Origin of the sequence: Paenibacillus sp. UNC451MF, from assembly GCF_000686845.1 — a bacterium.
In the GTDB taxonomy this organism is placed as follows: Bacteria; Bacillota; Bacilli; order Paenibacillales; family NBRC-103111; genus Paenibacillus_S.
On sequence record NZ_JMLS01000004.1, the window covers coordinates 344,328 to 367,093 of the forward strand.

The following is a 22,766-nucleotide window of genomic DNA, read 5'->3' on the forward strand; positions in this document are numbered from 1 at the left end:
TCGCTTCATGAAAGTGAGGGGATTCTAACGATAGCCGTTGTTCCTTCCTCCGGTTCACTTTCAAACCTTAACCCGTAAGACTCGCCAAAGTAGAGCTTGATTCGATGGTTGACATTATGCAGCCCTACTCCTTTGTCATTCTCCGCTTCGCGGGACTTCCAGAGCAGCTGCTCCAGCTTATCCGGCATGATCCCTACCCCATCATCCATGACACGCAGCTCTATGTCATCGCCCACCTTACTGCCAGTGATCCGAATAATTCCTTTGTCAGCCTTATACTTAATTCCATGATAGATCGCGTTTTCAACGAGAGGCTGCAGCACAATTCTTAGCATTTTACATTCCAGGATCTCAGGACTCACATCGATCGAATAAGCAAATTTGTTTCTGTAGCGGATGCTCTGGATCGTTAAATAGTTTTCAACATGCTGTAACTCCACCGCAATCGCTACGAGTTCCTCCCCTTTGCCTATACTTGCCCGCAGAAGCTTGGACAAGGCTGAGGTCATTGTAACCACATCCGCCATTTTGCCTGTCTCTGCCATCCAAATGATTGAATCGAGCGTATTATATAGAAAATGTGGCTGTATTTGCGCCTGAAGCGCCTTGAGCTCGCTGCTCCGTTTCATTTTTTGCTCTTCTACAATTTGACTCATCAATTCTCTTATTTTGCCGATCATCAGATTAAACGTACGCGCCAGCTTGCCGATTTCGTTAGTGCTGTCGATATCTACACGAATATCGAAATCGCCTTTTTCTACCTTCTTCATATGGATATCCAGCTTTTTAATTGATTTGGTCAGTGTATAAGAAATTATGATTGAGATAGCAAGCGCGACGATGAGGCACAGTAATCCCCACAAGGCAGAAGATAGCTGCATCTTTTGCTTATTTCCGACAAGATCATCCGGATAAGTGACACCTACGATTTTCCATCTGAAATCCGTCGTTCGTATCGTATATATTTTGCTATCAATCCCATTTCCTGCTACGAAGGAGCTGTCTTTTGCATTCAGAACTGACGTCAGCTGCTCAGACTTCATTTGTGTATATATGATTTGCTGCTGCGGATGATAGATAAGATCGCCGGTAGGATCGAGTATGAACACATATCCACGTTTGCCAAGATGGATTTGCTTGCATAAATCATTGATCACGTTATAGTTCAAATCTACCAACAAGACACCGCTCGAGGACGCATCGTTTGCTCCAGGGAGCTGCCGGCTAATCGATACAACCCACCGGTACTCGTTATAAAAAATATGCTGTACATGCGAGGAGGAGATCACTACGCTGCCTTGGGCATCTGTTGTTTTGCGGTACCAATCCTGACCTGTCAGCTCAACGTATGATTTGGTTTGCGATGCAAGTCTATCTGACACCACAGCTCCGTTAGAGCCTACAAACATAATGGAAGCGATATCATTTCGGGATGAGACGATGGATCGAAAAAAACCGCGAAGCTGTTCTTGAATTTGATTTCCTTCCTGAGTACCTGGGTCTGGTAAAGAGGCGAACCTCTTGAGATCTCCACTGCTGAAAGCCAAAGCGGAGATGCTTTTCATATTGTCTAAATAGGTTTGGATGTTCGTATTTACCTGCCCGATAAGCTCGGTGGTATATTCCATTGAATTATCCGTTACCGCATCAGCAGATAGCAGGTAGGAGCTGTAGCTTAAAATAACCGTCGTACACAGGATGAGGCAGGAAAAAGCGAGGGCAATATTCGTATGAATACTCTTAAACCGAAACAAACGGCGAAAAGTCATATGCTGCCGCTCCCTTTCCTGGCTCGATATTCCTTGGGCGTCATTCCAGTATTTCGCTTGAAGATGACGCTGAAATATTGCGGGTCGCTGTAGCCTACTCTAGCGGCGATGTCATAGGTCTTCAGCTGGGTAATGCTGAGCAGCTCTTTCGCTTTCTCCAGTCGGGTTCGAGTTAAATATTCAACGAAGGTTTCTCCGGTATGGAGCTTGAACTGAGCACTGAAATAACTCATGCTCATATAAATATGATTGCATACATGCTGAAGAGAAAAGCTCTCGTCGTTGTAATGGTCCCGGATAAAGGTTTCGGCTTGCTTCATCTGCGATTGGGTCACATCCGTTCTTTTAGCGGCAAGATAGCATATGATCTGCTCACACTGATGCTCGAGCCACGTTTGTACCTCATTCAATGTTTTCATAGATGTAAGCTTGGAAAACGGGTTGTCCGCGAACAGATCTGAATGGTCGAATCCAGCCTCCGATACCATGTTCATTAAAGCCACTAACAGCTTGTAAAAGGTTCCATAGCATTGATCGATCGAAGACACCGACTTGCGTAGATCGTCGATTCCTTCCTTTAAATATTGTGCTGCCTTCGGTACGCTTCCTGTCTTCATTGCAGATAACAGCTTCTTCTCCCACTCATTGTACTTAATACTGTTGAAGCTTTTGCCGAATTCAAGGTCGCTGATAGAAATAATCTGGCTCTTGCCGAGCAGAAACCGGTAATCCAATGCTGAGTTTGCTTCTTGAAACGATTGAGATAACTGCTGCAGCTCGGGATACGTTCTGCCAATCCCCATAGAAAAAGACATATTCAGCACCTTTTCCACACTATGCTTGGCATGACCGGTCAACTTCTGTACGATTAGCGGAATCAATCCAGGATCTCCTGAATAGAGAATGGCGATTTTCTCGTCTCGCGTCCGAAATACGATACCTCCCTCCTGCTCAAATATTTCCTGAATAATATTAAAAGCCGCAAAACGCAGCAGCTCTATTTCTGACTCTTGATCTTCATACGAATCCCGCTTAAAATCATCGATGTCTCCTACAATGGCCGTATAGGCAGGACCTGGCAGTGAGAGGCAAAAATATCGAAATTTCCGTTCGATTTCTTCCTTCTTCATCCGTGAAACGGCCATGCGCTCGAGAAAGCGTTCCTTCAGCAAGGGCAAGCTTTGGTTAAGCTGGAGCTTCAGCTGACTGAGGTCTTCTCTTTTTGCTCGTGCATCATCGAGCTCCTGCTTCATTTTCAATAAAAAGGCTGTGAATTCCTGTGAGTTAACCGGCTTCAGCAAGTAATCCTTCACCTTTAGCTTAATCGCCTGCTTGGCATATTCAAAATCCTCGTAGCCCGTTACAATGACTACGACTACGTCCCGATATTGCTCAGCAATTCGTTCGGCAAGTTCCAGACCATCCATAAACGGCATACAAATGTCCGTAATGACAATGTCCGGCTGCAGCTGCTCCATTGATTCCAGTGCATCACGTCCATTGACGAAATCGCCAACCAATTCAAATCCGCAGGAGGTCCAGTTCGTTTTGCGCTTGATCCCTTCCCTAACCTCATCTTCATCGTCAATAAGGATGATTTTATACATTCGGATGCGCTACCTCTCTTTAGTCTGCTTCTGCCAGAAAAAGGCTTGTTACTTCATTGTATACAGACCTCGATTCGCTCAGCAACAAAAAAGTTCCAATTCGGAGAAACGAAGGAAGAGAGGCTGCCCCTTGCGGAACAGCCCCTTCTATTATTTGAACAATGCATCCTGAGTGTAGGGTCCGATCAATTATAAAGCAATGGTTTGATTTGATCCGAATCAATATTTGTCTTATCGTACCAGTGGAAGCCCGTATCGATATTTTTCTTCACACTTTCTCCCTTAATAGCTTGAACCGCAGCTTTTACAGACCAATAGCCAATACCGATAGGGTCCTGAGTAATAGCGCCGGCCATTTTGCCACTGCGGATCGCATCGATCTGCTGCTTGCCTGAATCGTATCCAATGATGACGATTTTCCCTTCTTTTTTCAGCTCAGTCACTCCATTCAGCACCCCGATGGCTGATCCTTCGTTAGCACCGAAGAATCCTTTGACATTCGGATGTGCCTGAATAATCGCTTTGGTCAAATCGGTCGATTTCAGCTGGTCTCCGCCGCCGTATTGAATGTCGACAATTTTGATTTTCGGATATTTCTCTTTGATCTGATTGACAAAGCCGTCCCTTCTATCAATCCCTGTACGGCTTGTTTGGTCATGTACAACCAAAGCAATTTCACCCTCATTGCCGATTAGCGAAGCCATCTTATCAGCTGCCAATGCAGCAGCCGCTTTATTATCTGTGGCTGCGGTCGTAACCGGGATATCACTATCCACCCCGGAGTCGAAGCCTACGACAGGGATGTTGGCTGCCTTTGCTTTTTGCAGTAGAGGAAGCGCTGCTTTACTGTCTAAAGCGGCGAAAGCGATCGCTTTCGGATTTTTGCCTAGTGCGGCCTGGAGCATCTCAATCTGTTTGTCTACCTGAGTTTCGGTTTCCGGTCCTTCGAAGGTAATTTCAACCTGAAACTCCTTGGCTGCTTTCTCAGCCCCTTGCTTGACCGCCTGCCAGAACTGATGCTGAAACCCTTTGGAAATAAGGGGAATGTACACTTTATCCGATTTCTTAGGATCTGGTGCAGGTGTAGCTGCTGTTGTATTATCTTTCGGTTTCTCGGTCGGTGCTGAGGCAGGCGTATTTGTACCGCAAGCTCCGAGTAATGTAGTAGTCAGCAGCATGAGGGCCGCCGTAAGGATCAGCTTTTTTCCTTTTTTCATACTCATTTCTCCCCTTACTATTAAATGGATTGTATGTGACTCCATGACTGGAGACGATACCGATATCAAGTCATTTTTTACGGCGCCTCAAAATGTCCGCATACACGGCCAACATAACGACCAATCCTACAATGACCGTCTGCCATTCCTGTGGAACCGATAAAATACGCAGTCCATTCGTTAATACACTCATGATTAGAGCGCCGATTACGGTTCCCAAAATGGACCCATGCCCACCGCTCAGCGATGTTCCTCCTATCACTACGGCTGCAATCGCTTCCAATTCATAGCCTTGCCCCAGAGCCGGTTGGGCTGAGTTTAAACGTGATGCCATCATAATTCCCGCAATCCCACTGAATACCCCTGTCAGCGTGTAGATGAGCACCTTCCAAAAGTGAACGTTAACCCCAGATAAACGGGTCGCCTCTTCGTTACTCCCAAGAGCAAAGTTAAATCGGCCGATAATCGTTCGGGTTAGAATAAGACTCGCCACTATCGCAGCAGCGAAAAAAATAAGCACAGCATTAGGGATATCCCACCCCGGTATAATCGATCCGATAACTGAACTCATAGAAATTTTGGTAAAGGCAGGCATATCGTTAAAATAAATGGGCTTTGTACCCGAAATCACAAGCGATAGTCCCTTAGTGATCATCATCATCGCTAATGTTGCAATGAACGGCGGAATCTTCATTTTGGCAACCGCCAAACCGCTAATAAGACCACATAGCGCTCCTGTAGCTATCCCGCCAATAACACCCATTGGTAAAGGTAAATGCCATATCGTGATAATAACTCCAGTCATTACCGCTGAAAAAGTCATTACAGTGCCCACCGCCAGATCTATACCTCCGGTAATGATGACGAAGGTAGACCCTAGAGCTAGTATTCCTATAACGGCTGTCGACAGCATGATGCCAACAATGTTATCAAATTGAAAAAAGTTGCTGGATGATATCGAGAAAAAGATAACCAATACAATCAGACTGGCAAAAGCCAGCAATTTTTGTGTCGCACCGGTTTTAACCGTCGTCTGTTTTTTACGGACTGCCGTCATTTCCATCTTGCTTCCCCCTATTCGTTGCGCATCGTAGCATATCTCATAATCCTTTCCTGAGTTGCTTGTTCACTGTCAAGCTCACCCGTTATACGTCCCTCACACATGATCACAATGCGATGGCTCATCCTAAGAATTTCCGGAAGATCTGAGGAGATCATTATGATCGATTTGCCCTGTTCGGCGAGTTGATCCAGTAGTTTATAGATCTCCGTCTTCGCGCCAACATCAACTCCCCGAGTAGGTTCGTCAAAAATTAAGATATCGCAATCGCGAAGAAGCCATTTGCTAATAACCACCTTTTGTTGATTGCCACCCGAAAGAAACTTCACTTTTTGATCTATTCCAGGTGTTTTGATCTTCATGGATTCAACGTATTGCGTTGAGGCATTCATGATTTGATAATCGTTCAACCAGCCTACTGCATGATTAAATTTCTCTAATGATCCGATAGTAATATTCGTCTGAACATCCATGTCTACCATGAGTCCGAATTGCTTGCGGTCTTCCGACAAATATCCTATCCCATGGCGAACTGCATGGTGCGGCTGCTTGATTCGAACTTTCTGACCGTGAATGCGAATCTCACCAGAATCAATAGGATCTGCTCCGAATATGGCCCTGGCCACTTCCGTACGACCCGCTCCCATTAAACCGGCGAACCCTAGAATCTCCCCTTTTCGCAGGGAAAAAGTCACATCCTTGATCGTTCCTTTTCGATTCAGTTTACTGACCTCCAGCACCGTTTCTTGATTAACACTGCCAATCGATGGTTTTGCAGTTTGGTATAGCTCCCTGCCGACCATCATTGCTATTATGCGATCCGTCGTTACCTCTTGAGTCGGAACCGTATCAATATAGCAGCCGTCCCTCATGACCGTGATCCGATCCGTGATCCGCTTGAGTTCCTCCATCCGATGTGAGATATACACAATGCCCACACCATTTGCTTTAAGCTCGCCAATAATCCTGAACAAGTCATTAATCTCACTATCCGTCAATGCAGCAGTCGGCTCATCCATAATGAGCACTTGCGATTGGAACGAAAGCGCTTTGGCTATCTCCACCATTTGCTGTTGAGCAACGGTCAGCTCGGACACTAAAGTTCGCGGGTCCAATTGCAGCTTGATCCGGTTAAATAAGAGCTGCGCTTGATCATTCAGTAATTTTTCATTTAGGAACAGCTTGAGTATTTTCCCCGGCTCTCTGCCTATAAAAATGTTTTGGGCTATGGTTAGATGTGGCATTAGATTCAGCTCTTGATGAATCATACTGATCCCCAATTGCTGTGCGGTTCTTGTATTGGGAATGTGGATCTCCTTACCTTTATAGCGAAGAATTCCCGCATCCTTCTGATAAACCCCTGTAAGCACTTTCATTAATGTCGATTTACCAGCCCCATTTTCGCCTACCAAAGCATGAACTTCACCCGGCATTAAAGTGAACTTACATTGATTCAGAGCGTGTACACCTGGAAAATGCTTGTCGATTCCTTCCAATTCAACTAGAGGCTCAATCATTACAGCCACCACCAACACCTCGAATCCCTTATTAACTATGAGTTCATTGTATAACCGGACCAAGGCGAAAAGAATGGAGTAATCTCTTGAAAAAGGTTTAAAATCTTACGATCTACACCTGCCTGAACGCAAAAAAAGGCCATTTCGCAAACAACGATAAGTTGCTTACAAAACAGCCCTGTCTAATACATTTTTATTTAGACGCCGTCTCCAGAAAACACGCTTTCCACTTTTCCAGCTCGTTGGTGCATACCCAAACACCAGGGTACTGCTTACGTATTTGACGCATATCTGCTTCAGCATCAATGGTCCAAGCAATAAGCTGAATGCCTTTCTCTTCGCACAAACGTACATAATCATCGGTTAAATAAATATATTTGACAGAGATGTACTTAGCGTCGATCTCCTTGGCAAAGTCGAAAATCGAAGGTGTCGCACCATATATGACGAGCCCCACCTCGATATCCTTGGATAGTTGACGCATCCGTTGAATGGAATAGTGATCGAACGAGGTTACAAATACTTGATCCTGAACATCGCAAGCGTTAATCACTTCAAGTACTTTTTCTTCGATTCCAGTGTACAAGCTGCCGCTTTGCTTCAGCTCAATGTCCACTCTGGCTCTTCCTTTAGCCAAGCTTAACACCTGTTCCAAAGTCGGAATGGATTGTTCAGCGTTCGTCCGCAGCTTCTGAAGCTCTTCCCACGTATAGTCGAGAACGAGCCCTTTCCCATTGGTCGTACGGTTTACTGTAGGATCGTGAATGACGACCGGAACACCATCCTTCGTCAAATTCACATCTAACTCCAAATGGCTGTAAGATAGATCCAATGCAGCTTGAAATGAAACAAGCGTATTCTCCGGGTATTTCTTAGGGTACCCGCGATGTGCCAATCCGACGATACTCATGTTCATCCTCCTGTTTAATCGGTCATTGTCAACAGTTGAATACGATCCAGCGCATAGCTGGATGAAGCCTTGTACGTGCTCGCACCGGACTCGAACAATAGGTATAGCGTCTCTTTCGAATAAACGACTCCTTCAGACATCGGTGGAATCGGCATCGTTTCCGGCTTGTTCTTTGAATCCAGGAACCATACAGGTACGGATTCAGTGCCGATAACCACTTTAGTGTGAGGCTGTTCAGCCAGCACATTTTTTTGTTGGATTAATGCACTAGCGGCATTGCGTCCAGATGATTGACTCAGCAATATCTTATTCTTTAAGACCGCCATCCCTTGAACGCTGTCCGGTATGGATAAAATATAATCCGGTACTACTGGCGTATTGGCTTTCGCTGCCTTATTGGCAGGAAGCAAATCAGTCTGTGGATCCAGCTTGAAGCCTACGGTCCATGCTTTATATTCCTTATCATCACGATTGTTCATATAATGCGATTTTTCCGTTGGATAATCCTTGCCATTGGCATATTCGCCCACCCACAGAACGCCATCACTATATGTAGTGAAGGATGCCCTTGTGTCCGTACGAATAGAGCCTTTGAATGTAAGCTTCGTATCATTCCCGGCATTAATCACGTCTTCTAGATTAAGCTGATAGACAAGATTGTCCGATGAAATCCATACATGGCTTTTGCTGACCGTAACGCCCCCGGCATGACCAGTGTAAGGCTTGTCGGCCTCCTTGTAAAGCTCCATTACTTTCACCATCGACCCGGTACCGGCATCCACTACCGACAACAGGCTAGGAAGGCCACCTTCTCTGTAATGACTGATGAGAATCCAATTTTTTTCTTCAATAAATCCGATTCCCTGAGGAACCGCTTTTTGCATTAAAGCCGGAACGATCGGCCCCTGCTTTGCTGCCTGCAAGAAAGGCTTAATTTCCGGAAAATCTATACGGATTTTAATGCCAGCTTCTTCCTGTGTTATTTTTCCGTTGTTCGCTGCGGTTTTTTCGTCCGGCTTTTTCGAATCTACGGATACCGCTTGTTCTGGTGCTTTCTTGGCATTACCTGCTGCTGACGACTGACAGCCGGCTGCTGTCAAACATAGCATACCGGATAGTACAATCATAACTGCTTTATGCTTCAAAATGACAGCCTCCTTGTTCCCCTCTGCGGGATACGATCCCCATTACTTAAAGGTCGAATTGGCCATGGCCGCCACAATATATTTTTGAGCGAAGATGAACACCAACACGATCGGCAAAATGACAACTACACTTGCTGCCATCAACAGATGGAAGTTTAATGCTTCGTTACCTGCGATTGAATCCCTCATCATGGCGATACCGACTGTCAGCACACGCATTTGATTAGAGTTTGTCATAACCAGAGGCCAGAAGTATGAGTTCCAGCTATGGATAAAGCTGATAACCAGTAATGTTATCACCGTAGGAAAAGCCATTGGCGTCAGAATACGGTAAAGAATTTGTACACGGTTCGCTCCATCCACCTTGGCCGCCTCGATAACATCATTGTTGATGGATTTGAACGTTTGACGCAGCAGGAATATTCCATAAGCCGAGGCTGCGTGTGGAATGATTAACGCATAAAAAGTGTTGATCCACCCCAGTTTGGACATCATGACATACACAGGTACAAATGTTACTTGATCCGGTACGATCAGCGCAGCCAGTACAAGGATAAACAGCTTTTCTCTTCCTGCAAAAGTCCCTTTGGCAAAAGCATAGGCTGCCATAAGTCCAATGTTGATTTGAAGGAAGATAATCCCTGCCGTCTGAATCAAGGTATTGGAAGCAAACCTCCAAAACGGGATGGCGTTAAAAGCTTGAAAGAAGTTTTGCCACATCAATTTCTCCGGCCAAAACGTCGGTACCGCAAGTCGAAGCTCATGTGGTGACTTCAAAGCAGTAACCAGCATCCAGTAAACCGGAAAAAAGATAAGAATCGTAATGAGAATTGCCACAGTATAACGGGTGGTTACCCCTAGTGATTTCGTCATTGATCTATAACCTACCCTTCATAATGAACTTTCTTCTTGGAGACATACATCTGCACCATAGTCAACAGTACGATGATGATGAAGAAAATGATGACCAGCGCAGACGCTCTACCTGTTTTGAATTCAGAGAAAGCCATCGTGTAAATCCAGTAAACCATCGCTTTGGTCGATTCCAAAGGTCCACCATTGGTCATAATATCAACGGATTGGAACACCTGCATCGAAGAAATAAAGTTGGTGACGACAAGAAACAGTGTAATCGGAGACAGCAGCGGAAGCGTAATATTCCAGAACTGCGTCCATTTGCTGGCTCCATCAATACTTGAAGCTTCGTAGTACTCAACCGGAATACCGCGTAATCCAGCGATAAAGATAATCATTGCAAAGCCTACGCCCTTCCACACCGATACGGTAATAAGAACCCACAGCGCGGTTTTCGGATTTTGCAGCCATTGCACCTTTTCTACTCCTAATAGCTCTAACAGCTCGTTCATCAAGCCATACTGTGAGTTAAAGATCCAAAGAAAGATCATAGACACAATAACCATGGAAATGTAGTGCGGCATGAAAATCAGCATTCTCAAGAAGTTGAAGAAACGGGATGATACATTAAATAATAGCGCTAACAAAAGCCCGATTCCCAAGGTCAATACAACATCTAAGACCGTGTACGTAAACGTTATTCTTAGTACGTTGTAAAATGTTTCATTAGTAAGAAGCTTCTCATAATTATCGAACCCTACAAATTGCTTTACAGGCTTCGTCATATTCCAGTTAGTAAAGCTTAAATAGAACGAGTTCAATAGCGGATAATAAATGAATATAACCAGAAACGCCAAAGCTGGCAGGGCGAAGGAAAAATCCTTCAACCCCTCCAGTAGACGATAAGTGGAGCGCTTCATACCCGGTTTGGCAACCGTTTGAACCCTCGTGTTTACATTTGTGCTTTCTGTTTCTTTCATTGTGCTGCTCCTTTCGGGGCTTACTTATAATCAGCTATAATTTCGTTAATGCCTTTAACCGAATCTTTCAACAAAGGTACAGGATCTTCGTTATTTAACACCATTTTACCTACGATTTCTTTATACTTTTCGCTGAATTCAGGGTAAGCAGGGTGTTGAATCCGTGGAGCTACGTTGTCGAAGTTTTCGAATACAGCTTTGTATTGCGGCCATTTTTCGAAATATTTCTTACCTTCATCTGTATTAACTACTGATTTATGAGTTGGCAAGTATCCTGTGAAGTCAGCCCATTTAACGTTGTTTTCAGCAGAAACCATAAACTTCAAGAATTTCCAGCCAGCTTCTTTTTGTTTCGCGTTTGCACCATTCATAAGCACAATTCCTGCGCCGCCGATATGAGATTTTCTCTCTTTATCACCAGGAATAAAGGAGACACCCACTTCAAACTTGGCATTTTGCACATAAGTTTTAATGATTGCAGAGGAGTGCTGAACCATACCTACTTTACCTTCAAGGAACATTTGTCTCATAACGTCGGATGCGCCTTTACCGTAACCCATTTGCATTGAACCGTCTTTAATCCATTTTTGGAAGTTTTGAGCCCAACGAAGGCTATCCGGTTGGTCGAAGCCCGATTTGTTGTCTTTAGTCAAAATGGTCCCGCCGCCGTTGGAGATCCAAGGATCGTAATACCATGTATCCCAACCGGGAACTGAGAACGCATACCGTGTCGTTTTACCGTTTTCCTTGACTGTCAGTTTCTTGTTGAACTCCTCGATTTCGCTCCAGGTTTGAGGAGGCTTAACACCCAATTGATCGAACATCGTTTTGTTGTATACCATAACGCTTGTACTTACGATTAGCGGGAACCCATACTGCTTATCTTTAAAGGCATAGGCTTGCAGCATACCCTTGGAAAAGTCGTTCAAGTCAACGCTGTCACGCTTGATATAAGGACCCAAGTCAGCAAATACGCCACCATCTGCAAAGTTAGGCAATGCTGATACTTCGACATTCGTTACGGCAGGAACATCGTTCGCAGCAACCGCTGCTTGCAATTTTTTATGAAGATCCGTATAGCCGCCTTGGAACACTGGCTCGACGGTAATGTTCGGATATTTTTTATTAAACTCGCTGATCATGTAATTCACACCGGCCATTTGTTCATCGGAGTGAGAATGCCAATATTGTATCGTAATCGGGGAATTATCCTCCGCTGCTGCCTTTGCATCTTCGATTTTATCGCTCGCACCTGTATTGGAATTGGAGCACCCGATGACAGAACCGAACAGCGCTGCCATGACCGTCAAAGATAACCATTTCTTATGTTTCATTCTTAATACCCCTCTCAGTTTTCATTACTTTTTATTTATGAAAAGGCTTACAACAGGTCTCAGTACCAACTAGCGATGCGGGTCTCTCCTCCAAAAAATAGGAAAATGCAGACAAAAAAAGACCATCAAGAATATCAAGAGACACTTGCTGTACGTATACATACAGGCAAGATTATTGTCCCTTGGATTATCTCATGATCTCCGCACCCAAGTGAGTATGATGTATGATACTGTGTAACAACCTCTTACAAAAAAAAGTATGCCATACGCTATAAAGCTTGTCAATCCTTTGAAATGTTAATAAATTATTAATGATACCACTAATCCAGATGACTTACAAGAATATTCTCCCTTAACATCCAATTACATCATTTGAGTTCTTGTAGCTTCTAAATTTCCCGCTATTTTCCAAGGCGAAGCCTCGAGGGAAATAATCTCACCCTCACTTAGTGCCGAGATGGTCTGGATGGCTAACATCAGCTTTTCTGAGCTTGTAGTTTTCACACTGAATTTGAGCTCCATGATAGGGATGGAGCCATCTTCAGTTTGCTGAGGCTCCTCGGATTTCATTTTGACCGTAACGATCTGAATGCCTTGTTCACCGAATACCGTAGAAATTTTCCCCATAACACCCGGTCGATCAAATACTTTGATGATCACCTCCTGGTTTCTACGATGGCGCATTAAATGTCTCTCCCATTTGTTCAAAGCGAATAGACTTAGAAATACCATAACAGTAGCCAGTGCAGCACAATAATAAAATCCTGCACCTACACAGAGTCCTATTGCAGCCACGACCCAGATTGACGCTGCAGTGGTCAGACCGGATATGGTTGATCCGGTACGCAATATTGCCCCTGCTCCCAAGAAACCGATACCGCTTATAACTTGAGCCGCCAACCGGGCAGGGTCCATCCTAACATTCGGCTCAACAGCAAATTCTCCGAATCCATAGATGGACAGCAGCATGATAGCTGCAGCTCCGATACAGACGAGGATATGGGTGCGAAGCCCCGCAGCATGATTGCTCCACTCCCTCTCGAATCCGATCAAGCCTCCCATTCCAGCAGCAGCAAGAATGCGCAAAGTAAGGTCGAAATGTGAGATATACCAAATACTGTTCATGTTTCGACTCCTTCTCCTACGACGAAGCTTTCTGCATTAGCTTGTCGCTTGTCGGCAGCTCGTGAATGGTATGAAACATTTGATTCAGGAGCTCCAACTGCATATCCTGCTGTCGAGAGTCCAGACCCAGTAAATCACTGATCATCTTCTCGACCATATTCCGGTATTTCTCCGCCTTGGAGAGCTGAAAGTAAGACCATCCCGACCGTAAGCGCAGAAAGTCGGATGCGGTTACGGTCATCTCCTGCTCCACGGAATAAGACAATTGGGCATAGAGCCATTGCAGATTAGCCGGAACGTTATACTTTTTGGCGTCTGGCAAATACTTGAGTATCTTCATCGCATTCGAGCCATAAGTATCGATCCACTCCTGCATAGTCGACCCGCTTACCCCTTGCGTCACTCCCGCCCTTAGCATTTCCTGCTTCCACTCAGCAAAACTCAAACCATCCTTCTTTTCTCCGCCTGTGATCGTAATTTGATCCGTCGAACAAACAGGGTAGACCTTGCCATTCTCCTTGCTCAAATGATCGGCAACCAGATCGACAACCTTCTCTGCCATCTTGCGGAACCCAGTTAGCTTCCCTCCGGCTATCGTGATCAGCTTGCTGTCCGAGACAAAGATTTCGTCTTTTCTCGAAAGCTCTGACGGCCCCTTGCCTTCCTCATAAATAAGAGGTCTAAGCCCTGCCCAATGTGATTTAATGTCTTGTTGGGTAAGCTTGATAGCCGGAAACATCGCGTTGACAGCACGTATGAGATAATCCCGGTCTTCTTGCGTCGTTCTAGGCTGGTCGATAGAATCGGAGTAAGCCGTATCGGTCGTACCAACATATGTGATGTCTCCACGAGGAATGACAAATACCATCCTACCATCGGGTGTATCGAAATAGGCGGACTGATGCACCGGTAACCGGTGATAATCGACAACCAAATGCACCCCTTTGGTCAAGAACAATCGCTTACCCTTCAGCGAGCCATCCATGTCGCGCACTTGATCGGCCCACGGACCTGCCGCATTCACGATGTGCTTCGCCCGGATACTGACCCGTTTACCGCTTATTCTGTCATGTACCTCGACGCCCGCCACACGGCCGTTTTCATAGATGAACTTCTTAGCTTCTGTATAATTGACAGCTAACGCACCGCGGTTTGAAGCCGTTTTCATTATATCCAGCGTCAAGCGCGCATCATCCGTGCGGTATTCGTAATACAATCCTCCGCCCTTCAAGCCTTCTTTTTTTAGCAGAGGCTCCTTCTCCATAACTTCTTTCTTGTTCAGCATTTTCCTTCGTTCTTTTCGGGCAACTCCAGCCAGCCAGTCATAAATATACAAACCAATGGAGGACGCCAAATACCCATAAGTGCCTCCTTTATATACAGGCAGCAGCATGGGAGCTGGAATAACGAGATGCGGAGCATTTTTGTATAAAATAGCCCGTTCCCTGCCGACCTCCTGCACCAGCTTAAAGTCACCTTGTTTGAGATATCTTAATCCGCCATGAATCAGCTTCGTTGATCGGCTGCTTGTACCCGAACCGAAGTCGTTCTTCTCAAGCACACCCACCTTAATTCCGCGTGTGATAGCATCCAATGCAATTCCCGCACCGGTAATGCCACCTCCGACGACGAGCAAATCCAACTCAGCTTCTGCCATCGACTGTAATACAGCCGTTCTGTTTGTTGCCGAAAAGGATTCATGATTGTTCAATAATTTCACCTCCAGTGATACTTACAATCTTATGGGTAAAAAGAAAAACCCCATGAAAAAGAACAACCGGAATCATCACGGTCGCACTTTTCCAAAGAGGTTTCTCCTTTGTCTCATCCCACTTTGAATTGGCTGCAATTGATTATTTAATTAACCATTCAATCAGCTACCATAAATTTGAGGTACCGGCTGACACCGCTAACGCTCCGGCTCTTAACGCCTCATCAATCTCCTCTTGGTTGCCAACCAGGCCACCGGCAATGATTGGCAGCGGTGTCATGTTCGTCATCTCTCGGATAATACGGGGCATTATGCCCGGCATAACCTCTATCGCATCCGGTTGACTTTGCTCTACGGCTTTAATGCCTCTAGCCACTGCGCTACGGTCTATCAGGAAAATACGCTGTATGGCCATTAATTTCAAATCCTTGGCTACCCGAATCAAGTTGCTTTTAGTAGAAATGATGCCAGTCGGTTTAATGTTTAGCGCCATATAGGTAACCCCGCTCTTATCGGGGGATATGCCGTCAATAAATTCCATATGAGGAAACACGTGCTTACCCGACGCTTTCACTCTGTCCACCAGATCTTTGATGTTGAAGATGGAGCCAGTCAGCAAAAAAATAATGTTCGCTTGACTTTTCAGAGCGAGTTCTAAGTCTTCTTCTCGCTGTACGGCCGCAATAGTTTGATGTTCGACCAAATCGACGATCGGATACATTCGTCTCCCCCTTTCTACAGGTGAAACCATTATATCATGATTCGTCTAGAGGCGGACGATTTCTTTGATGCTTGGTATCACATGCTTAGGCTTATACTGTGATGCTGCAGCCATTTCGGCTGTTGCCACCCCGGTTAATACTAGTACCGATTCCATACCGGCATCGTTACCCATTTTAATATCCGTTTCCAGACGGTCTCCAATCATGTAGCAGTCCTCATATTGTAAGCCCAAATGCTCTACTGCCGCCTCCGCCGCAATGAGAGACGGTTTGCCTACAACCAGGTCGATCGACTTACCTGTCGCCGCTTCCAATGCTGCAATAAAGGTTCCGGTATCGGGAATTTGTCCGCTATCGAGGGGACAGGTAGCATCCGGATTGGAAGCAATAATCTTGGAACCGCTTACTGCTGCTTGGTATACAATGTTCAGCTTATCGTAGGTGAATTGACGATCCCAGGACAACACCACATAATCAGGCTTGACGCTATCCTCTGTGATTGGAATTCCATGCTCCCTCAGCTCATCATGAATCGGCTGTTCGCCAATCACGTACACCTTGTCTTCAGGCTGAAGCTTTCCTTTCAAATAACGGGCGACTATCAAAGATGAATTCAAAACATCCTCAACCTCTGTCGGTATTCCCATCTTTGTCAGCTTATCGGAATACGATTGTCTTGTCGCAATCGGTTTATTAGATAAGAAGACCACCTTATCTCCCCGTTCCCTTAAAGCTTGAATCGTTTCAGCAGCACCCTCGATCATCTTGTCACCCAAATAAACGGTACCATCCAGATCAAAAATATACCCCTTCATCTCATCTTCCTCGCTTTTAAAAAGATAAAAAGCTTTCTCCGGTATCCGCGCGGAAAGTACGATTCGAATCGTTCATACAATAACAAAAAACCCCTATCAACAGTAAACACACCCCTCCTCTTAGAAGGGCATGATTACGGATAAGGGTTTCTCCATCTACTCGAACCTACCGTATATCAATGCATTGAATTGAATTATAAGACCGCTTTATTCATTTGTCAATGATTATTTATTTGAGCAAATTCAAAGGCATTCCTTAAGAAGTGCTTCTGTTCGATCCAAAATTCGTTCTTCTTTGGAGTAGTCTTGATTAGAGAGCATAATAACGACCTGTTTCTGCTCTGGATACTGCCTGAATTTGCACCAATAACCGGGCAGCCAGCCACCATGGCCTCTGCTTGTGCCGTATAGGGACCATCCGTATCCGTAATGCCTTGTTGTATCCACAAAAGCATGAGGCATGAACATCGGTCGGAGCAGCTCCTCGGAAAGCAATTGACCTGGATACAATGCTTGATCCCATTTCAGCAAATCTTCCGCCGTAGAATACATATGGCCTGAGCCGCTGAAGTTACCAAGCTCAAAGAATCGGGCTTTAACTTGTGTCCCCTGCTCATTGAGCGAATAACCGTCTGCCCGTCCGTGCACGATACTTCCTGAACATCCAAAACCTGTTGAATGCATTCCAAGAGGCACTAATAGCTGTTGAGCGATGAAGTCGGAGTAACTTATACCTGTAACGGACTCGATGAGTACTCCTAACAAATTGTAGCCTGTGTTGCAGTATGACCACTTTGTACCCGGTTCAAATTCCTGGGGAGCATGCTGAATCAGCTTCAATATATCAAGGCCTTCGTATAATGACTTCTCCTGCCCGCCTACAAATTGAGGCAGCTTCTCAAAGTCACGAATGCCCGAAGTATGTGTTAACAAGTGATGAACCGTAATACGGGAGTCAAGCCCCTGCCCTGCACATTCGGGGAGATATTCAAGTGCTTGCTCATGAACATGAATAAGTCCCTGTTCAGCCAACATAAGTACAGCTACTGCGGTGATAGGCTTCGTAATCGAAGCAATTTGAAATTTGGTATCCATGCGATTCGGTACTTCATGCTCACAGTTAGCTAATCCATACGCTTTCGCAAAACGAATATGCCCCTCTTGGGCTACAAGGATCGTACCACTGAATTGCTGCGCTTCGGCATAAGCATCAAATTGCTCAACAAGCTTGCTCTCCAATAACTGATCGGTCAACGGGTTCACTCCCATTCTCTACAGGATATACTATCTAAAGTAGGGTTAGAATAGCTGACAATACGCCCTTGGCGAAGATATAGCCTTGGGACTCTCTTACCAACCATGCATACGATCTCATAATTAATGGATTGAAGTAAATCAGCCACTTCATCTATAGAGATATATGCCTCTCCCGTCCCTCCGTATAATATCACTTCATCACCTACCCGGACATCCTCGATATCTGTTACATCGAGCATAGTCTGATCCATACAAATCCTGCCTGCGACGGCAGCCCTCCGTCCATTTACGACAGCTGAGCCCACATTGGATAAAGCTCTAGAAAAACCGTCGGCATAGCCGATAGGAATGGTTGCTATAACGCTCTCCCGCTCCGAGCTGAAAGTCCCCCCGTATCCAATCGGCTGTTGAGCAGCCATTTTTTTGACTGAGGCGACAGACGTTATTAATTGAAAAGCCTGCTTAAGGCCTAAAGCAGCATTATTCATACCGGGAGATGGCAACAAGCCGTACAGACTGATGCCAATTCGAACCATATCCATATGCATATGTGGAAAGCGCTGAGCAGCAGCACTATTGCAGCAATGCTTTATAGGGATATGAAATCCTTCTCGTTCCAATTGGCTAAGTATCGTTGTAAAAGCTTCAAACTGAGTTTGCGTATAGGAAATATCGTCATGATCCGCTTGTGCAAAATGAGTAAATATACCTTCTATGAGGACGAATGGACTTTGGCTCGCTTTAAGCATCAGTGCCGCCGCTTCGCTCACATCCTTCAAACCGAGGCGTGACATGCCCGTATCCATTTTTATATGGATTATTGTGATCTTATTCAAGCGATTAGAGCAATCTATAATATGATTCAGCACCTCTTCTGTAAAGACAGTTAAAGCGATTCGTTGAAGAATCGCCATTTCGACTGCGCGCGGTGGAGTATACCCCAGCACAAGAATCGGACTATCGATTCCCGCTCTACGAAGCTGGATCGCTTCATCAACGATAGCGACACCCAAATAATCTGCGCCTGCTTCAATAGCGGCTTTGGCAGTTTCCACTGCACCGTGACCGTATCCGTCCGCTTTGACAACTGCCATTAGCCTGCACGATGAGCCAATGCTTTGTTTAAACCAAGATGCGTTGGATGCTATTGCATCCAGCGATACTTCAACCCGCGTATCCCGATAGCTATACATAACCCCTCGTTCTCCCTCATCTTCCGGTAAGTCCACTAAGGACTATATAGCATTGGCTACGGGAACATAGTCATATCGAAGATCTTTGGCTACGGTCCGATGCGTAACGCATCCTCCCAAAATATTAACCCCGCTGCCAAGAGCCGCATTATCGAGAATCGCCTGTTTCACCCCGTTATTAGCCATTTGCACCACATAAGGCAGAGTAACGTTTGTCAATGCGAACGTAGAGGTTCTCGGAACGGCTCCTGGCATGTTCGCTACCGCATAGTGCTGTACTCCATGCTTGATGTATACAGGATCGTCATGTGTCGTTGTCCGATCGGCCGTTTCCACGATGCCGCCTTGATCGATAGCGATGTCGACAATGACTGAGCCTTGTCCCATCGTCCTCACCATCTGTTCTGTGATAAGCTTCGGCGCTTTAGCTCCAGGGATCAGAACCGCTCCGATGACTAAATCAGACTGTTCAACTGCTTCGGCAATATTAGCTGGATTGGACATTAAAGTCTGAATACGCGGACCAAATAAATCGTCCAAGTAACGAAGTCGTTCCGAATTCAAGTCGATGACCGTAACATCCGCCCCTAACCCGACAGCGATTTGTGCGGCATGAACTCCTGCGACTCCCCCACCTACTATCGTGACTTTGCCTTTCTTAACTCCTGGCACGCCACTTAATAACAGGCCTTTGCCACCATGAGGCTTTTCTAGAAATTGCGCTCCGATTTGTGCAGACATCCGGCCTGCGATTTCACTCATTGGTACTAACAAAGGGAGTGTCCTGCCTATCTGCACCGTTTCGTAAGCAACTGCAGTAACTCCTTTGCTCACTAGCTCCATAGCTAGTCCCGGTTCCGCTGCAAGATGCAAGTAAGTAAATAAGACAAGACCGGGCCGGAAATAACGGTATTCCTCTGGGAGAGGCTCCTTTACCTTGAGAATCATATCGGCTGCCGCCCATACATCCTCGGCTCGTTCAAGGAGTCTAGCACCGGAAGCTTCATACTGCTCATTTAAGATACCGCTTCCAATTCCAGCATCCTTCTCTATCCAAACCTCGTGGCCGCTTCGCACCAGCTCCGCAGTTCCTGCAGGTGTAATGGCGACGCGGTTCTCATTATTTTTAATTTCTTTTGGTATGCCGATTCTCATGTTAAGTCCTCCCCAAATATGTTTCTATTGAGGATTATAGTACGGTTAACAAGCTTTGACTTTGTATAAAAATGAGAAAATTTGCTTTAGCTTTTGTATTCATCCAACAAATGGATTACTTTGAAAGCTTCATCAGCCTAAGATCAAGATACAAAGAGACTTTGTGGTCCATATTCTTCATATCGATTCCGCCTATTTCTGCAATACGCTTTAAACGATAGTTCAAAGTATTGATATGAATATGCAGCGCATCGGCTGTATCCTTCAAGCTGCTGTCATGATTCAGAAAAACATCCAAGGTTTCAATCAAACAGCTGTTATGCTCGCTATCATACCCATGGAGCTTACGCAGACTGTTATTTTCGTATAGAGGGGCTCCATCTGTATGGAGCATCATCGGTAAATACCGGTAAAATCCAAGCTCCCGATGCTGATGAACCTCCTGCAATGCGTCAGGAAATCGCTTCTTCAGTTCTAATACCGATACAGCTTCCTGCCAAGCTTTTTCAACTACAGTGAAATCCTCATATTCATTTCCGCTAGCTCCATCGATGGGAGCGATACCGAATCTTTCCTTCATTTGTTTCATAAATTCACGTATAAATCCGGAGCTTGAATAGTCGCGCTCTGCTTCCGATCGGGAAAATCTCCATGATGTCAACAAGATAAGCTGGAATCCATCAACAACATGAAGCACAATTTTTACAGATTGTGTAGTCGTAATCATGTATTGTATGCGTTGAAGCAAAGAGTCTGTAATTTCCTGTTGAAATTGAAACACTGTCACTTGAAACGAGGATGGAAGTGAAATATTAAACAGCTTTGCTTGTTCTTTAATGGCGCCGGGGGACTTCAAATGTCCAGTCAACAGCTGCCAGAATAAATTTTGCTGCCCCTCTTCCTCTTTGCGCTTCTGAATTTGCAGCTGCAGCATCAGATGCTTGGAGGCTTGAGCCGCTCTTTTCAATAAAGCGAACTCGTGGGGTCCTAACGGTTCGTTCTCTTCCATGGCCCATATATAGCCGAGAATTTCGTTATGCTTACGGATGGCAATAGCAATTCGATCACCTAACCCCACATCGTGCACTGCCTCAATTTTGACGGGTTCCTCACATTCCATCAGCTTCTGTATGACTCCGTTTCTCCACAATGCACTGATAACCTGCTCAGGTACACGTCGGCCGACGATCGTCGCGATGCGAGCCTGATCGGTATAGGGACTGTGAGAGCTGTATGCAATAAGCTGATGGTTCGCATTCTCTATCGTAATCGGACAATGAAGAGTATCACAAATCATGTCCGCCAAGCTGGTAAAACTATCAAAATGTCGGTCAAAAGGGTCTTTCTCCATTGGCATACGGCTTCTTGCTCCCCGGACATCGTATTAGAAAATTTCTTCCTCATTGTAAAGCACCTTCCCTTTTGTAATCAATAGAAAGAAATATATTGAGAAGTTGAGGATAGGGATATATAGTTAATTTCCATAAAGGAAAGTGTAAATACAAGTGATATCATCAACTGAGCTGCTAAGAAAGGAATGATACTCCTTGAACAGAACATTAGTTATTAGCGATATTCACGGCTGCAATGCATCGTTTAACGAATTATTGCAGACCATCGGATACAATTCGGGACAAGACAAGCTTATACTTCTCGGCGATTTCGTTGACCGCGGTCCTAATAGTAAAGAAGTGGTCGAACAAGTGATAGAAATGGTAGAAGCTGGACAAGCCATCGCTCTGCGTGGAAACCACGATCAACGTTTTCTTGAAGTCATGGCCAATGAGGCAAATGAGCACGCTACCCAGCGTTTTTTTGAGTATGGCGGACATCAGACATTGAGCAGTTACTGCAGTGAAACCCTGTTATGGAATGGTTCCTACGATGAGCGCAGACTGGAAGCGGCAAGAGCCTATATTCAAGATACGTTTGGACATCACCTCGACTTTATAAATCAGCTCCCTTACTATTACGAAGATGAACATCATATTTATGTTCATGCCGGTATTAATCCAGAATATACGAATTGGAAGGAGCAGCCTCTGCTTGATTTCCTATGGATTCGTGACCCATTCTACAGTAAACCTACGATCGTGGAGAAAACCGTCGTATTTGGTCATACAAGGGCAATTAACATGCATGATACGGCTCATATCTGGTTCGGAGGAGATAAAATAGGCATAGACGGAGGCTGTGCTTATGGTATGCAGCTAAACTGCCTTGAGATATTGGAGGGTAAAGAATACCGTACGTACCATGTTAGTTCGGTTGAATCAAAGTCCTGACGGTGTAAGGAAAACTTCAAACTCTTCACGAAGTGGGAAACTTAGACGAATTAAACAAGCTGACGCCAATTGAAGAACGGCGCCAGCTTGCGGTGTGTAGAGATTTTGC

General features: G+C 45.2%; 19 protein-coding genes. 1 reads left to right on the forward strand and 18 read right to left on the reverse strand.

Annotated elements, in window-relative coordinates:
* Window positions 1–5: 5 nt before the first annotated feature.
* The 18 genes from BP97_RS0109085 to BP97_RS0109170 form a co-directional block, all read right to left on the reverse strand.
* The gene (locus BP97_RS0109085; protein ID WP_028548827.1) at window positions 6–1,769 is read right to left on the reverse strand and encodes a cache domain-containing sensor histidine kinase; all 1,764 of its coding nucleotides are present in this window, start codon (window positions 1,767–1,769) and stop codon (window positions 6–8) included.
* A complete protein-coding gene (locus BP97_RS0109090; RefSeq protein WP_028548828.1) occupies window positions 1,766–3,376 on the reverse strand; it encodes a response regulator transcription factor in 1,611 nt (536 codons plus the stop codon). Before BP97_RS0109090 ends, BP97_RS0109085 begins: the two co-directional genes overlap by 4 nt.
* 185 nt (window positions 3,377–3,561) lie before the next feature.
* Window positions 3,562–4,593, reverse strand: a complete 1,032-nt coding sequence (locus BP97_RS0109095) for an ABC transporter substrate-binding protein (RefSeq protein ID WP_028548829.1) — start codon at window positions 4,591–4,593, stop codon at window positions 3,562–3,564.
* A 70-nt stretch (window positions 4,594–4,663) separates the two neighbouring features.
* The gene (locus tag BP97_RS0109100; protein WP_028548830.1) at window positions 4,664–5,656 is read right to left on the reverse strand and encodes an ABC transporter permease; all 993 of its coding nucleotides are present in this window, start codon (window positions 5,654–5,656) and stop codon (window positions 4,664–4,666) included.
* A gap of 11 nt (window positions 5,657–5,667) precedes the next feature.
* Window positions 5,668–7,170, reverse strand: coding sequence for a sugar ABC transporter ATP-binding protein (locus tag BP97_RS0109105; protein ID WP_028548831.1), 1,503 nt, complete (start codon window positions 7,168–7,170; stop codon window positions 5,668–5,670).
* A gap of 193 nt (window positions 7,171–7,363) precedes the next feature.
* A complete protein-coding gene (locus BP97_RS0109110) occupies window positions 7,364–8,080 on the reverse strand; it encodes a glycerophosphodiester phosphodiesterase (RefSeq protein WP_028548832.1) in 717 nt (238 codons plus the stop codon).
* Window positions 8,081–8,094: 14 nt separating this feature from the next.
* Entirely contained in the window at window positions 8,095–9,225 is a 1,131-nt protein-coding gene (locus BP97_RS0109115; RefSeq protein WP_051620462.1) for a hypothetical protein, read from the reverse strand.
* A gap of 42 nt (window positions 9,226–9,267) precedes the next feature.
* On the reverse strand, window positions 9,268–10,098 hold the full coding sequence (locus BP97_RS0109120) for a carbohydrate ABC transporter permease (RefSeq protein ID WP_028548834.1): 831 nt from the start codon (window positions 10,096–10,098) through the stop codon (window positions 9,268–9,270).
* Window positions 10,099–10,109: 11 nt separating this feature from the next.
* Entirely contained in the window at window positions 10,110–11,000 is an 891-nt protein-coding gene (locus BP97_RS0109125) for a carbohydrate ABC transporter permease (protein ID WP_051620477.1), read from the reverse strand.
* 80 nt (window positions 11,001–11,080) lie between these two features.
* On the reverse strand, window positions 11,081–12,394 hold the full coding sequence (locus BP97_RS0109130; protein ID WP_028548836.1) for an ABC transporter substrate-binding protein: 1,314 nt from the start codon (window positions 12,392–12,394) through the stop codon (window positions 11,081–11,083).
* 363 nt (window positions 12,395–12,757) lie between these two features.
* Window positions 12,758–13,519: an MgtC/SapB family protein gene (locus BP97_RS0109135; RefSeq protein WP_028548837.1), complete on the reverse strand. Its 762-nt coding sequence runs from the start codon at window positions 13,517–13,519 to the stop codon at window positions 12,758–12,760.
* A 16-nt stretch (window positions 13,520–13,535) separates the two neighbouring features.
* Window positions 13,536–15,230 carry a glycerol-3-phosphate dehydrogenase/oxidase gene (locus BP97_RS0109140; protein WP_028548838.1) on the reverse strand — a complete coding sequence of 565 codons (1,695 nt, stop codon included), beginning with the start codon at window positions 15,228–15,230 and terminating at the stop codon, window positions 13,536–13,538.
* Window positions 15,231–15,396: 166 nt separating this feature from the next.
* Window positions 15,397–15,951, reverse strand: a complete 555-nt coding sequence (locus BP97_RS0109145; RefSeq protein WP_028548839.1) for a glycerol-3-phosphate responsive antiterminator — start codon at window positions 15,949–15,951, stop codon at window positions 15,397–15,399.
* Window positions 15,952–15,996: 45 nt separating this feature from the next.
* Window positions 15,997–16,767 carry an HAD-IIA family hydrolase gene (locus tag BP97_RS0109150; protein ID WP_028548840.1) on the reverse strand — a complete coding sequence of 257 codons (771 nt, stop codon included), beginning with the start codon at window positions 16,765–16,767 and terminating at the stop codon, window positions 15,997–15,999.
* A 243-nt stretch (window positions 16,768–17,010) separates the two neighbouring features.
* Complete coding sequence (locus tag BP97_RS35705; protein ID WP_051620463.1) at window positions 17,011–18,021, reverse strand: serine hydrolase domain-containing protein; 1,011 nt, start codon at window positions 18,019–18,021, stop codon at window positions 17,011–17,013.
* Between the two features lie 5 nt (window positions 18,022–18,026).
* Window positions 18,027–19,217: an alanine racemase gene (gene alr / locus BP97_RS35710; RefSeq protein ID WP_051620464.1), complete on the reverse strand. Its 1,191-nt coding sequence runs from the start codon at window positions 19,215–19,217 to the stop codon at window positions 18,027–18,029.
* A 42-nt stretch (window positions 19,218–19,259) separates the two neighbouring features.
* On the reverse strand, window positions 19,260–20,372 hold the full coding sequence (gene ald, locus BP97_RS0109165; RefSeq protein WP_028548841.1) for an alanine dehydrogenase: 1,113 nt from the start codon (window positions 20,370–20,372) through the stop codon (window positions 19,260–19,262).
* Between the two features lie 115 nt (window positions 20,373–20,487).
* Entirely contained in the window at window positions 20,488–21,729 is a 1,242-nt protein-coding gene (locus BP97_RS0109170; protein ID WP_028548842.1) for a PucR family transcriptional regulator, read from the reverse strand.
* Between the two features lie 190 nt (window positions 21,730–21,919).
* On the opposite strand from BP97_RS0109170, the gene BP97_RS0109175 reads away from it, so the two are divergent.
* On the forward strand, window positions 21,920–22,657 hold the full coding sequence (locus BP97_RS0109175; protein WP_028548843.1) for a metallophosphoesterase family protein: 738 nt from the start codon (window positions 21,920–21,922) through the stop codon (window positions 22,655–22,657).
* Window positions 22,658–22,766 lie beyond the last annotated feature (109 nt).